Annotated in this window: 15 protein-coding genes; 9 read left to right on the forward strand and 6 right to left on the reverse strand. The window is 71.0% G+C overall.

Annotation, left to right across the window (positions count from 1 at the left end; translation table 11 throughout):
- Positions 1-96 precede the first annotated feature (96 nt).
- Together ACYSUO_RS02105 and ACYSUO_RS02110 are read right to left on the reverse strand one after the other, a co-directional pair.
- Positions 97-912: an SAM-dependent methyltransferase gene (locus ACYSUO_RS02105; RefSeq protein WP_461774233.1), complete on the reverse strand. Its 816-nt coding sequence runs from the start codon at positions 910-912 to the stop codon at positions 97-99.
- A 295-nt stretch (positions 913-1,207) separates the two neighbouring features.
- Positions 1,208-2,167: an SCO0930 family lipoprotein gene (locus ACYSUO_RS02110; RefSeq protein WP_461774234.1), complete on the reverse strand. Its 960-nt coding sequence runs from the start codon at positions 2,165-2,167 to the stop codon at positions 1,208-1,210.
- A gap of 251 nt (positions 2,168-2,418) precedes the next feature.
- Here ACYSUO_RS02110 and ACYSUO_RS02115 point away from each other — a divergent pair, with 251 nt between their 5' ends.
- The 5 genes from ACYSUO_RS02115 to ACYSUO_RS02135 all read left to right on the forward strand — a co-directional run bounded on the left by ACYSUO_RS02115 (position 2,419) and on the right by ACYSUO_RS02135 (position 5,408).
- The gene (locus ACYSUO_RS02115; protein WP_461774235.1) at positions 2,419-2,991 is read left to right on the forward strand and encodes a hypothetical protein; all 573 of its coding nucleotides are present in this window, start codon (positions 2,419-2,421) and stop codon (positions 2,989-2,991) included.
- Positions 2,992-3,018: 27 nt separating this feature from the next.
- Entirely contained in the window at positions 3,019-3,780 is a 762-nt protein-coding gene (locus tag ACYSUO_RS02120; RefSeq protein ID WP_461774236.1) for a bestrophin-like domain, read from the forward strand.
- A gap of 46 nt (positions 3,781-3,826) precedes the next feature.
- The gene (locus ACYSUO_RS02125; RefSeq protein ID WP_327665285.1) at positions 3,827-4,081 is read left to right on the forward strand and encodes a hypothetical protein; all 255 of its coding nucleotides are present in this window, start codon (positions 3,827-3,829) and stop codon (positions 4,079-4,081) included.
- 141 nt (positions 4,082-4,222) lie between these two features.
- Complete coding sequence (locus ACYSUO_RS02130) at positions 4,223-4,729, forward strand: hypothetical protein (protein ID WP_461774237.1); 507 nt, start codon at positions 4,223-4,225, stop codon at positions 4,727-4,729.
- A 19-nt stretch (positions 4,730-4,748) separates the two neighbouring features.
- On the forward strand, positions 4,749-5,408 hold the full coding sequence (locus ACYSUO_RS02135; protein WP_461774238.1) for a class F sortase: 660 nt from the start codon (positions 4,749-4,751) through the stop codon (positions 5,406-5,408).
- 7 nt (positions 5,409-5,415) lie between these two features.
- Here ACYSUO_RS02135 and ACYSUO_RS02140 read toward each other — a convergent pair whose 3' ends face one another.
- Positions 5,416-6,240 carry a polysaccharide deacetylase family protein gene (locus ACYSUO_RS02140; RefSeq protein ID WP_461774239.1) on the reverse strand — a complete coding sequence of 275 codons (825 nt, stop codon included), beginning with the start codon at positions 6,238-6,240 and terminating at the stop codon, positions 5,416-5,418.
- Positions 6,241-6,339: 99 nt separating this feature from the next.
- On the opposite strand from ACYSUO_RS02140, the gene ACYSUO_RS02145 reads away from it, so the two are divergent.
- The 4 genes from ACYSUO_RS02145 (at position 6,340) to ACYSUO_RS02160 (ending at position 9,676) form a co-directional block, all read left to right on the forward strand.
- The gene (locus tag ACYSUO_RS02145; protein WP_461774240.1) at positions 6,340-6,801 is read left to right on the forward strand and encodes a universal stress protein; all 462 of its coding nucleotides are present in this window, start codon (positions 6,340-6,342) and stop codon (positions 6,799-6,801) included.
- Between the two features lie 109 nt (positions 6,802-6,910).
- Positions 6,911-8,332 (forward strand): amino acid permease, encoded by a 1,422-nt coding sequence (locus tag ACYSUO_RS02150; RefSeq protein ID WP_461774241.1) that lies wholly within the window; start codon positions 6,911-6,913, stop codon positions 8,330-8,332.
- Positions 8,333-8,470: 138 nt separating this feature from the next.
- Positions 8,471-9,007 (forward strand): sigma-70 family RNA polymerase sigma factor, encoded by a 537-nt coding sequence (locus ACYSUO_RS02155; protein ID WP_461774242.1) that lies wholly within the window; start codon positions 8,471-8,473, stop codon positions 9,005-9,007.
- Between the two features lie 147 nt (positions 9,008-9,154).
- Positions 9,155-9,676: a hypothetical protein gene (locus ACYSUO_RS02160; RefSeq protein ID WP_404073213.1), complete on the forward strand. Its 522-nt coding sequence runs from the start codon at positions 9,155-9,157 to the stop codon at positions 9,674-9,676.
- Positions 9,677-9,706: 30 nt separating this feature from the next.
- On the opposite strand, the gene ACYSUO_RS02165 is transcribed toward ACYSUO_RS02160, so the two are convergent.
- From ACYSUO_RS02165 to ACYSUO_RS02175, 3 genes are read right to left on the reverse strand one after another with little or no spacing between them, the layout of a single operon-like run.
- Positions 9,707-10,900 (reverse strand): sensor histidine kinase, encoded by a 1,194-nt coding sequence (locus ACYSUO_RS02165; protein WP_461774243.1) that lies wholly within the window; start codon positions 10,898-10,900, stop codon positions 9,707-9,709.
- Positions 10,897-12,474, reverse strand: a complete 1,578-nt coding sequence (locus tag ACYSUO_RS02170) for a sodium/solute symporter (RefSeq protein WP_461774244.1) — start codon at positions 12,472-12,474, stop codon at positions 10,897-10,899. The genes ACYSUO_RS02165 and ACYSUO_RS02170 overlap by 4 nt, the downstream gene beginning before the upstream one ends.
- Complete coding sequence (locus ACYSUO_RS02175; RefSeq protein WP_461774374.1) at positions 12,471-12,821, reverse strand: DUF485 domain-containing protein; 351 nt, start codon at positions 12,819-12,821, stop codon at positions 12,471-12,473. Before ACYSUO_RS02175 ends, ACYSUO_RS02170 begins: the two co-directional genes overlap by 4 nt.
- Between the last annotated feature and the right edge of the window lie 120 nt (positions 12,822-12,941).

Below are 12,941 nucleotides of genomic sequence, written 5' to 3' on the forward strand. Positions count from 1 at the left end.
CACCACCGATGCCGTCGTCGGTCCGTACCGACTTGCCCGCCCGGCCGGCTTTTCCGGCCTGAGGTCCGGGGTTCGTGCCCCGGGAGGATGCAGCAGTCACGCCTTGCGCCCCACTCCCACATAGCCCGCGTACGTGTACGGGTCCTCGTCCTCCGGGGCGGTGTCGGGCCGCCACACCGGCATCGCCACGATGCCCGGTGCGACCACCTCGTACCCCTTGAAGAACCGTTTGATCTCGTCGCGGTTCCGCATGATCAGCGGATTGCGGACATCGTGTCGATAGACGTCGACCATCCCGTCCGCCCGCTCCGTCTCTATGGGCATGCCCTCATTGGAGGCATGCGTCACAATGAGCAGGCTGCCGGGTGCGAGCGCCTCACTGAGTTCGGCCACCGCCGCGTACGGGTCGTCGGCCTCCTCGATGAAGTGCAGTACGGCGACGAGGAGCAGGGCCACCGGCCGCTCCAGGTCGAAGAGTTCGGCGACTTCGGGGCTCTCCAGGATCTCCCGCGGCTTGCGGAGATCGGCCGTGACGACTCCGGTGTGCGGGACGTCCTCGAGGACCGCCTTGCTGTGCGCAACGGCGACCGGGTCGTGGTCGACGTACACCACACGCGCTCCGGGGCTCGCCTGCTGGGCCACCTCGTGCACATTGCCGAACGTCGGGATGCCGGAGCCGATGTCGAGGAACTGCGTGATGCCCTGCTCAGCGGCGTACCGCACGGCCCGGCGCATGAACGCCCGGTTCGCCTGCATGATCTTCGGCAGCCCCGGCAGGAACTCCATGGCCTTGCGGGCGGCCTCCCGGTCGACCTCGAAGTTGTGCGAACCGCCCAGGTAGAAATCGTAGATTCGGGACACACTGGGCACCGAGATGTCGATGCCCCGTGGGGCCCAGGCGGGACGCTGCATCAAGGTCTCCATGGCGTAGGCGTGCCGGTGTTCGAGCAGAGGCTACTGATCCACCGCCAATGGAGCGAGTCAAAACGGAAATTGACCGTCCGTTCCCGGTCACTGCCTCCGTCACGTGCCAAACGGCAACGATCCGAAACCATCCCGAAACCTTCTCTTTCCTCGACGAAAAGAACCGGCCCGCTCCCTCCACACGGCCTGACCTGGCCATGCGGGGAACGGACCGGCAACGAGCCAATTCCGTTGACGACTCTACTGTGAGCGCCTCACCGAACGCACTTGACCCTCCTGGTTGTTACTCGGGAGCGCCTACCGGCTTTCCATTCGGAGCGGCCGCGTACCAAGTACCTCCTACGCCCTGTCCGTTCGTGTCACCTGGCTTTTTGTCGCCCGAGAAGGTGTAGACGGGCCAGCAGTTCAAGGTCTGCTGCTTAGCTCCGTCGGGCCTTGTGAAGGTCATGTATCCCTTCAGTGGAATGTTCTGTGTGTCGTTCTTCGCAACCGGAGCGACAGCCGGCCACTTCTCGGCGCAGGCGCCGACACAGTTCGACTTGATGGGCCAGGCCGAGTCCTTGAGGAAGCGGTAGACGGTCATGCCGTTCTTGTCGACGACGACCTCACCGAGCTTCGGGTCGTTGCGCGTGGACAGGCCCTCGAGGTCGGCGGGCTGGGCCCCGGCCTCCTCCTCTGCCTTCTTGTTGGCCTTCTTGCCGTCGGGGGCCGCGGCCCACCAAGTACCGCCCACACCCTGGCCCTTGACGTCGCCGGCCTTCTTGTCCATCGCGTAGTGGTACATGGGCCAGCCGTCGACCGTCAGCTGCTTCGTGCCGTCGGCGGCAGTGACCTCGCCGAGCAGCGAGGCGTCGACCCCGGGCGCGGCCTTGGCACCGCTCGCCGGCACCGCCGGCCACGCCTTCAGGCACGCCGCGTCGCAGTTCGACTTGGGCGGCTCGGCGGTGTCCTTGTCGAAGCGGTACAGGGTCATCCCGTCGCTGTCGGTGAGCACCTTGCCGAGTTCCTTGCTGTCCCACGAGGCCAGCTGCCCCGCGGACTTGGCCTTGGCGGCGCTCTTGTCGGTGGTGCCGGACGAGCCGTAGCCGTCGGACGACCCGTAGCCGCCCTGCGCATCGGCCGCGCTGCCCACGTTCTGGCCCGTGTCCGCCTGGTCGCCCTGGTCCTGACCGCACGCCGTCGTCAGCGCCAGCAGGGCCGCAGCTGTCGCTACGAGCGAGGCGCTCCGCCAGGAGGTCTTCATCTCAACTCCCGCACATTGCTTGGGTGTTGTGCGAGCCCGGGTGGGCCGCACATGGCCCTAGGTACGCGCGGCGGTGACGGCTGTGTTCAATGCGGGGGAAGATTTCTTCGGGTGCGGCAGAGGCATGTGCCCTGGGGCGCGGGTTCGTTAGCACGCCCGGGTACGCCCGCAAACCCGAATGCTCCCGCGCCCCACCATCGGGGCATTCCGGGTCCGTGTCGGCGTGCCGGGGCCCGCCGCTGCTCAGGATCATGGTCGTGCATCGAACCAAGCGCTCCCGGTCAGCCCTGGTCACCCGCGTCGTCGCGGTGCTCGCCACCGCCTGGCTGTGCGGCGCGCCGAGCGCGGCCGCCGTCGCCGCACCGCTCGCCGTCCCTGCCGACGCCTGCGCGTACGCCTCCGTGGACGGCGGCTCGTCGGGCGACGCGGTGGCGGTCTCCGGCAGCGGTGTCATCTGCCGCGCGGGCCCCAGCACTCCCCCGCCGAAGAAGCCGGCCCCGAAGCCTCCGCCTCCCAAGCCGGCACCCCCACCGCCGCCACCGCCACCGCCGCCTCCGCCACCACCGCCTCCTCCACCTCCGCCGACACCGACCCCGACGCCTCCCCCGCCTCCGCCACCGGCGCCCGAACCGCCCCCGAAACCACAGCCGAAGCCGACCCCGACCCATACGAAGCCGCCGCCAAGACCGAAGCCGGTGCACTACCCGGCCTACCGCCCCACCACCCACCGCGCCCCACCGCGCGGCGGCCCGTCCCTGGTCACGCTCACCCTGCTCATCACGGCGCCCGCGGTGCTCGCCGTCGCCGCGCTGCGCCCCCGCTGATCTTGTTGAACCTTTGTGGAGCTGTCGATGTCGGAATGGCTTGTTCTCGCCCTCGCGATGCTCGCGGTCTGCGGTGTCGTCCTCGTCGTCCTGGTCCTGCAGCAGCGCAGGATCGGCGATGACGACGACCCGTCCGAGACTCCCGACGTCATCGAGTACATGACGATGATGATCGGCGTGGTCTACGCGATCGTCCTCGGCCTCGCCATCGCGGGCGTCTGGGAGGGCCGCAGCGCCGCCGAGGACCACGTACGCAGTGAGGCGCAGGCGCTGCATGAGATCCATGAACGCGTCCGGGTCTATCCGGCGGAGGTACGGGACGACATTCGCGCGGATGTCGACAGGTATGTCAGCCATGTCGTCACCACCGAGTGGGACTCGATGCGCAACGACGGCGAGCTGACCGCCAAGGGCGACACACTGATGCAGAAAGTGCGCGAGGACGTCACGGACTTCGAGCCGAAGAACGACTTCCAGGCGCAGGCCTACCAGCCGCTGCTCGACCAGGTGACGGCCGCCGACGAGGCACGCGGCGCCCGATCAGACTCGACGAGCGCCACGATGCCGGGCGTCGTCTGGTTCGGTCTGGTCGTCGGCGCCCTGGTCACCATCGGCATGATCTTCGCGCTGCAGATCAGGCGCACCAAGCGCGAGCTGCTCCTCGCCGGGCTCTTCTCGTCCCTGATCGCGTTCCTGCTCTTCCTGATCTGGGACCTCGACGCGCCGTACAGCCGGGGCGTCGCGGCCACGGCCGAACCGTTCCTGATGCTGTTCCCCGGCGCGAACTGACCGGTTCCGGCTGCGGTCCGCCCCGGCGCGCCGCACGCTGTGGTGCATGACCCGATGGCACGCACCGATCGTCGTCCATCCGCCCGCACCGGCGGGTGGGCGGCATGTCTCCGTCCGCGGCCAGGCGCTCGGCCTGGCGCACAGCGACACGGACCTGACCGAGCTGCTGCGCCGCGCCGGGTTCGGCGAGTCGGACGTGACGCTGGACGATCCGCACCTCGTGGAGTGGCGCGGCGCGGGCCCGCACGTCTGGCACACCGCCGGCCCGATCGAGCATCAGCACGGCCGGGAAGACACCTGACCGGCCCACACGTGTGCCCCGTTCGTACGACACCGATCGCGGCCGTACGGGGGTGTCCCTAGCGTTTCCGGCATCGAGGTGCCTGTCCCCTGCGCGCGGAAACGGTCCGCTGCCGCTCCTCGTGGACCCCGGAGGAACCCCATGCACGCGATACGTGCCGCATCCGCCGCCGCGATCTCATTGGCCGCTCTGTCCCTGACCGCGCCTGCGGCCACCGCCGACGACTCCGAATCGTTCCGGCCGAGCATCTCCCCCACCACGATCGCCGCGGGCGGCAAGGTGACCCTGTCGGCCAGCGGCTGCGCGGGAAAGACCGAAGTGTCGGCCGGGATCTTCGACTCCGTCACGATCAGCCCCGGCGAGGGCCCCCGCACCGTCCCGGTCGACTGGGAGGCGAAGCAGGGCGCCGCGTACACCGTGACGTTCACCTGCGACGGCGGCCAGCCCCGCAGGGTCGACCTCACCATCGCCACCGGCCGCCCCGACTCCTCCCCCAGCCCCGTCCCCCAGGGCGTCAAGGCCGGCATCGGCGGGAGCGCCGGAGGGCTCGACGTACAAGAGGTCGCCCTCGGCGGCGCCCTGATCGCGGGCGCGCTCGGCACCGCGTACGTCGTGGCGCGCCGCCGCACCGGCGACAAGAGCGCCTGACCCGCCCCGCCGCCTCCCCATGTCGAACTGGCGCTTCGCGGACGAGGAACGGCCCAGAAGGCGCGCCCCGTGGGGTGTGCTCGCGCTGGTGCTGCTCACCGGGCTCGCACTCGTCCGCAGCGGGTCCGGGGAGTTCGACTCGGGCCCGCCGCAGCCCGCCTCCGCCGCGGCCGCCGAACGGCGCGCGCCCGAGCCGGCCCAGGCGAAGGCCGCCCGCCCGCTGCCCTTCTCCCCGGTCGACCGGGTCCGGATCCCGGCGATCCGGGTCGACGCCCCGGTGACGGAGGTCGGCCTGGACGCGGAGGGCTGGATCGACGCGCCGCCGCCCAAGGAGGCGAATCTGGCGGGCTGGTTCTCGGGTGCGGCGGCGCCCGGTGAGCGGGGCACCGCGGTCGTCGTCGGTCACGTCGACAACGCGCGCGGCCCCGCCGTCTTCTACGGCCTGGGCTCGCTGCGCGAGGGCCACCACGTGGAGGTCCGCCGCAAGGACGGCAGGACGGCCGTCTTCCGGGTCTACGGGGTCGAGGTGTTCGCGAAGTCCCGCTTTCCCGGCCGCAAGGTCTATCGCTCTCACCGCACACCGGAACTGCGGCTCATCACGTGCGGCGGGCGCTTTTCGAAGCGCGACGGCTACGAGGGGAATGTCGTGGCGTTCGCGCGCCTGGTGTCGACGCGCTGACGTCACATCACACGCCGAAGGGGCGCGGCACCGTCAGCCGGTACCCGGCGTCGAGCAGCCGCGGCAGATAGTTGCGTACGGCAGTGAGCGTCTGGGAGCGGTCGCCGCCCGCGTCGTGGTTGAGGACGATCACGCCGGGCGCCGCCCGGTTCACCACCCGGGAGATCACCGTCGGAGCGCCGGGGTTGTCCCAGTCGAGCGAGTCCACGGTCCAGGCCAGGGGCTCCATGCCGAGTTCGGTCCCCAGCTCGAATACGTTCCGGTTCCACGCACCGTAGGGCGCACGGAACCAGAGCGGAGGCTCTCCGACGGTCCGCTCGATGAGCTCACAGGTCCGCTCGATCTCGGCGCGGATCCGCGTCCTGTCCAGCTTCAGGAGCAGCGGGTGCGTCCAGGTGTGGTTGCCGATGACATGTCCTTCGTCGACCATCCTGCGCAGCAGGTCGGGGCTCTCCCGCGCCCGGCCCCCGCACACGAGGAACGTCGCGCGCACGTCGTGCTCGCGCAGGATCCGCAGGATCTCGGGGGTGTACGCGGGGTCGGGGCCGTCGTCGAAGGTGAGCGCCATGGCGCGGTCGCCGGGCGCGGTGCCGAGGCTCAGGATGGGTGCCTTGCGCACCTTCAGTGCCGCGCGCCGCGGACCGCCGGGTCCGGCCATCGGGCGCAGCCGGTACGCGGACGGCTCGCGCACGGGTCGGGCGGCCCCGCCCGCCGGGGCCGGGGCGGCGCCCTGCCGGTCGGGTCCCGCGCAGCCGGTGAGCGCGGCCAGGCCGACGGCGGTGAAGCCGCGCAGCAACGCGCGCCGTCCCGTGGTGTCCTGATGCTTTGTCATGATTAATGCGTGACACGGCACGCGGGGGCCGCGCACGGAACCACCGGATGGGACGCGGGAAAGCACCTGATCGGCGGCTTCTCGGTTAACCTCTGCCGCGTGAACGAAGAGCAGCCACATCAGTTCGAACGCGGCACCGACGGACCGAAAGTGATCGTCGTCGGTGTCGACGGATCCGATTCCTCGTTCCGCGCGGCGGCCTACGCAGGGGGCCTGGCCCGCCGGCAGCACGCGCTGCTCGCCGTGGTCTACGTCCAGCCCGTGATGACGGGCGGGGCCGCGCTCGGGGTGCCCGTCGCCGAGACGACCGACGAGATCGCGGAGGGGCTCATCGCCTACATCCGCGAGGCCACCGAGCGGGTCAAGGGCATATACGACGTGCGCTGGGAGTTCCACACCTTCCGCGGCGACCCGTTCAACGGCCTGGTCACGGCCGCCGACGAGTTGAAGGCGGACGCGGTGGTGGTCGGCGCCTCGGAGCAGGCGGGCCACCGCATCGTCGGCTCGGTCGCCGTACGACTGGTGAAGGCGGGCCGCTGGCCGGTCACGGTCGTGCCGTAAAAATTTCCGTGGGTGCGCCTACGGCGCTGCTGTCTTCCGTCCCTGCCGCCACAGGGGCATCATGATCGGCCGTCAGCCGTCGTCGCAGCAGCGAAGAGGTGAGGTCCCCATGACCGTCCCCCCGAAGATCTCGAGAGGGCAGGGCGTACTGCGCCGCAAGCCCATCGAACAGATCGAGGACACGGAGTCCGGCGGCAAGCTCACCCGTTCCCTCGGTCTGTGGCAGCTCACCGCGATCGGCGTCGGCGGCATCATCGGCGCCGGCATCTTCACCCTCGCCGGCACCGTCGCGAACGGCACGGCGGGGCCCGCGGTCCTCATCTCGTTCCTCATCGCGGGCGTCGCGAGCGCCGCGGCCGCCCTGTCGTACGCGGAGTTCGCCGGGCTCATCCCGAAGGCCGGGTCCGCGTACACGTACGGCTACGCGGTGCTCGGTGAGCTCGTCGGCTGGCTCATCGGCTGGGACCTGCTCCTGGAGTACACGGCGATCGTCGCCGTCGTCGCCATCGGCATCTCCGGCTACTTCAGCTTCCTGCTGGGCGAGATGGGTGTCGACCTGCCCAGCTGGATGCTGGGCGCGCCGGGCACCGGCAGCGGCCACAAGGTCGACCTGTTCGCCGCGGCGCTGTGTCTGCTCATCGCGTGGCTGCTGAACATGGGCATGAAGAACGCGGCCCGCTTCGAGACCTTCGTGGTCATCCTCAAGGTCCTCGTCGTGCTGCTCGTCATCGGCGTCGGCGTCTTCCACATCAACTCGGACAACTACACGCCGTTCTTCCCGTTCGGCGTCAGCGGCGCGTTCACGGGCGCGGCCACGGTCTTCTTCGCGGTCTTCGGCTACGACGCCATGTCGACGGCGGCCGAGGAGTCGAAGGACGCGCAGCGCCACATGCCGAAGGCGATCATCTACTCGCTCATCATCTCGATGATCCTCTACGTGCTCGCCTGCCTCGTCCTGACCGGCATGCAGAACTACAAGGACATCGACCCGGAGAGCGGGTTCTCGACCGCGTTCAAGTCGGTGGGCCTGAGCGGCCTCGCGGACGTGATCGCGGTCGGCGCGATCATCGGCATCCTCACCGTGATGTTCACGTTCATGATGGGCGTCACGCGCGTGTGGTTCTCCATGTCGCGCGACGGCCTGCTGCCGAAGTGGTTCGCGAAGACCCACCCGACGCGGCACGTGCCGACCCGCGTGACGTGGATCGTCGGCGTCGCCTCGGCGCTCATCGCCGGGTTCCTGCCGATCGGCGAGGCGGCCGAACTCACCAATATCGGCATCCTGTTGGCGTTCATCGTGGTCTGCGTCGCGGTGATCGTGCTGCGCTACCGCCAGCCGGAGCTGCCGCGCACCTTCCGTACGCCGGCCATGCCGGTCGTGCCCGTCATCGGCATCGTCTTCTCGATCTGGCTGATCACGTTCCTTCAGTGGCAGACGTGGGTGCGGTTCGCCGTGTGGTTCCTGATCGGTCTCGTCATCTACTTCGGCTACTCCTACCGGAAGTCCGAATTGGCCCGTACATCCGACTGATTGGGCCGATTCCGCACTGGCCCGCCGGGCCTCAGCCCGTCCCGCTCGCCGCACCGCTCGTCGAGGGCTTCGCCCCGCCCGCCGCAGAGCCCCGCGCGTCCCCTGGGCGCACGGGGCTCACTGCGTTGCCATACGGCCATGACGACGGCGTTCACGACACCCACGACGACGGAGGAGGACCTCGCCCAGGTCCAGCGGGAGCACGGCGGTCCGCTGTTCTCGTTCCTGCTGCGCCTGTGCGACGGAGACGCCCAGCGGGCGGAGGACCTGGTCCAGGAGACGTACGTACGCGCCTGGCAGCACCCGGAGGCCCTCGACCCGCGCTACGAGTCGGTGCGGCCCTGGCTGTTCACGGTCGGGCGCCGGCTCGCCATCGACGCCCGCAGGGCCCGGCTCTCGCGGCCCGCCGAGGTGGGCGACGCCGTCCTGGAGAACGCCCGCGTGTGCGCGGACCACGCGGAGCGTTCGGCGGCCGCGCTCGACGTGCGGGAGGCCGTGGCGACCCTCTCCCCCGAACACCGTGCAGTTCTGCTCGAGGTCTACTTCAAGGGCGCCAGTGTGGCGGAAGCCGCACGCGCACTCGGCATCCCCACCGGTACGGTGAAGTCCCGTGCGTATTACGCGTTGCGGGCGTTGCGGCGCGTCCTTCCGGGTTATGCATCCGACCTGCGATGAAACCGGGGGCCGGGTCAAGCATCGGTAAAGCGCCTTGCTCCGCACCCCCATTCCTCGGTTGAGTAATCCGCTGTCCTCCCCGGTGAGTCGAGACGGGTGGGTCCGGGGGCCGAAGCAGCACGCGGACCGGAGGAAGGCAGGAAGGCGATGCGGTACGGGAGCGATGAGGGCACGGACGGCATGTCCGGCGCCGAGGGTGGACCGGGCGGCGGACTCGTCGTCCCCATGGCGTGGTTGTACGCGGAGTACATCGCGGACGAGTTGTTGCGGACGGGCGACCTGATGCCCCCCACGTCCTTCGAGTTCAAGGCGGGGCGGGACGCGCTCGCGCTGACGATCTTCCTGTCCGACGCGGGTGACGAACTGTCCGGGATCCGCGTCGTGTCCCAGCTGGAGAACTGGCTGTCGCTGACGGCGTACGACCAGCCGTGGCAGTCGTGGGTGCGGGACCGCTTCACGGAGCGGCTCGACCAGGACGCGCTCGCGCGGCGGCCCTCGCCCGATCTGCTGCTCGCCGAGGCGGCGTGGAGATGGCTGGAGGAGACCGAGCTGCTCGCCCCCGACCTGGATGCGGTGCCCGTGCCGGACGAGGAGGACGGGCCGCAGGTGTGGACACCGGCGTGGCAACTCGGCTTACCACTCGGCCACTTGGCGATCTCGCTGTTCTAGGCCCGCTGTCCTGGGCGCTCGCGAGGGTGCCTACGGCGCGTACACGCCCGCCCGGTACTTCGGGATACGGATGGTGATCTTCATGCCCGCGCCCTCCGCGGTCTCGATCACCAGGCCGTACGCGTCACCGAAGACCTGGCGCAGGCGTTCGTCGACGTTCGACAGGCCGATGCCGCGCCCCTGGCCGCCCTCGCCGCGCAGGATCGCCCGGAGTTCGCCGGGGTTCATGCCGACGCCGTCGTCCTCGATGACGACCTCGGCCTCGGCGCCCGCGTCGGTGGCGCCGATCGAGATGCGGCTGCGGGTGACGGCGCCCTCCAGGCCGTGCTTGACCGCGTTCTCGACGAGCGGTTGCAGGCACAGGAACGGCAGCGTGACCGGGAGGACCTCCGGGGCGATCTGCAGGGTGACGGAGAGCCGGTCGCCGAAGCGGGCGCGCACCAGCGCCAGGTACTGGTCGATGGAGTGGAGTTCGTCGGCGAGCGTGGTGAAGTCGCCATGGCGGCGGAACGAGTAGCGGGTGAAGTCGGCGAATTCCAGAAGGAGTTCGCGGGCCCGCTCGGGGTCCGTGCGGACGAACGAGGCGATCGCCGCGAGGGAGTTGAAGATGAAGTGCGGCGAGATCTGCGCGCGCAGCGCCTTGATCTCCGCCTCGATGAGGCGGGTGCGGGAGCGGTCCAGTTCGGCGAGTTCGAGCTGGACCGAGACCCAGCGGGCGACCTCGTCGGTGGCGCGGGCGAGCACCGCGGACTCGCGGGCCGCGTAGGCGACGACGGCCCCGAGCACCCGGCCGTCCGCGACCACGGGCGCCGCCACCGCCCAGCGCAGCGGGCAGTCGTCGTTCGGGCAGCCGCAGCCGAACGCGGCGCTGCGGCCGCCGGCCAGCACGGGGCCGACCCGCTCCATCACCTGGGCGGCGTGGACGTGTTCGGCCGCACCGTCCCAGGCAAGGACGGTGGAGCGGTTGGTGACGGCGAGGGCGTCGGTGCCGAGCAGCGTGCGCAGGCGGCGCGCGGACTTGCGGGCGGTGTCCTCGGTGAGGCCCGCGCGCAGCGCCGGGGCGGCGAGCGAGGCGGTGTGCAGGGTCTCGAAGGTGGCGCGCTCCACGGGCGTGCCGACGTCGCTGCGTCCGTCGGGGTGCGCGGTGCGCCGCCCGAGCAGGAACCCGGCGCCGAGCAGGATGGGGCACAGGGCGATGAGGACCGCGGTGACGGTGCCACTCACTCGGGATCGCCTCCCGTCTCCCCCGCACGCGCCCGCGGCGTCTGACCGCCCAGCGCGTCGAGACCGCGTCCGGACGCACCCAGCGACTCCGGGAGGTGCAGCCGCGTCATCGTCGCCGTCGTGTGCGGCGGGATCGCGTCCCGCGTGGCCAGGGACACCAGGATCATCGCCAGGAAGCCGACGGGCACCGACCACACGGCCGGCCAGGCGAGCAGCGTGTGCAGCCAGCCGGACGTGACAGGACCGGCCACTGTCAGCGTCACCGCGACCAGGGCGGAGCCGCCGCCGAGGAGCAGGCCCGCGAGCGCGCCCGGCGGGGTGAGGCGGCGCCACCAGATGCCCAGGATGAGCAGCGGGCAGAACGAGGACGCCGACACCGCGAACGCCATGCCGACCGCGTCCGCGACGGGCACCCCGTCCACCAGGAGCGCCCCGCCGAGCGGCATCGCGACCGCGAGCAGCACGGCGAGCCGGAAATGCCGTACGCCGCGCGCCTGCAGCACGTCCTGGCTGACGACGCCTGCGACCGCCACCGTGAGCCCCGACGCGGTGGACAGGAACGCCGCGAACGCGCCGCCCGCGACCAGCGCGCCGAGGAGGTCGCCCGCCACCCCGTCGAAGACCCGCCCCGGCAGCAGCAGCACGGTGGCGTCGGCGTCCTGGGCGGCGGTGAGTTCGGGCGCGTACAGGTGGCCCAGCCAGCCGTACACGGGCGGCAGCAGGTAGAAGAGGCCGATCAGGGCGAGGACCACGACCGTGGTGCGGCGGGCGGCGCGGCCGTTGGGACTGGTGTAGAAGCGGACGACGACGTGCGGCAGGCCCATCGTGCCCAGGAACGTGGCCACGATCAGGCCGTACGTGGCGTAGAGCGGGTGGTCGGCGCGGCTGGTGGCGAGCGGCTGGCCCGCGCCGACCCCGGCGGACGGCGGGGCGAGGGTCGCGGCCTCCGGTGGCGGGGCGCCCTCGCCGTGCCAGGCCAGCAGCAGGAAGAAGGCGGGCACCAGGAGGGCCGTGAGCTTGAGCCAGTACTGGAAGGCCTGGACGAAGGTGATCGAGCGCATGCCGCCCGCCGCTACCGCGAGCACCACGACCGCGGCGACGAGCGTCGCCCCGAACCAGCGGGGCGCCCCCGTGAGGATCTGCAACGTGAGGCCCGCGCCCTGGAGTTGGGGCACGAGGTACAACCAGCCCGCCCCGACCACGAACAGGCTGACCACGCGCCGCACTTGGCGGGATTCGAGCCGGCCCTCGGCGAAGTCGGGCAGCGTGTACGCGCCCGAACGGCGCAGCGGCGCCGCGACGAAGACGAGCAGCACCAGGTAGCCGGCCGTGTATCCGACCGAGTACCAGAGCATGTCCGGGCCGTGGATGAGGAGCAGCCCGGCGATGCCGAGGAAGGAGGCGGCCGAGAGGTACTCGCCGCTTATGGCCGCCGCGTTGAGCCGGGGGCCCACCGTGCGGGACGCGACGTAGAAGTCGGACGTCGTGCGGGAGACGCGCAGGCCGAAGCCGCCGATGAGGACGGTGGCGAGGACGACGACGGCCACCGCCGGGATCGCGTACGCCTCGTTCACGGCGCTCCGTGGTCGTGCGCGTCGGCCGGGCGGCCGCGGACGAGGTCGGCGAAGTCGCGCTCGTTGCGCTCGGCTCGGCGCACGTACCACCAGGCGATGAGCACGAGGAACGGGTAGCAGCCGAAGCCGAGGACGAGCCATTGGACGGGCGCGTTGCGCAGGGCGCCGAAGAACAGGGGCAGGGCCGCGACGGGGACGGCGAGGAGCATGAACGCGGTGATGCCGGCGCGGAGTTGGCTGCGCATGAGGGAGCGGACGTAGGCGGCGCCGAGGGTGGTCTGTTCGTCGATCTCCCATTGCGTACGGAGGCCTGCCGGCCCGGGGTGCCGGCGGGGTTCGCCGGTCACGGTTTCGCGTTGCGGGGGATCGAGCACGTGGCGGAGTTTAGGCAGGTGAGGCGGGTTGGCGGAAGGGTCTGGGTGCAGCACGACGGCGTTACGGTTGCGGGGCTCTGCCCCGGACCCCGC

This window comes from Streptomyces sp. UC4497, assembly GCF_054871485.1.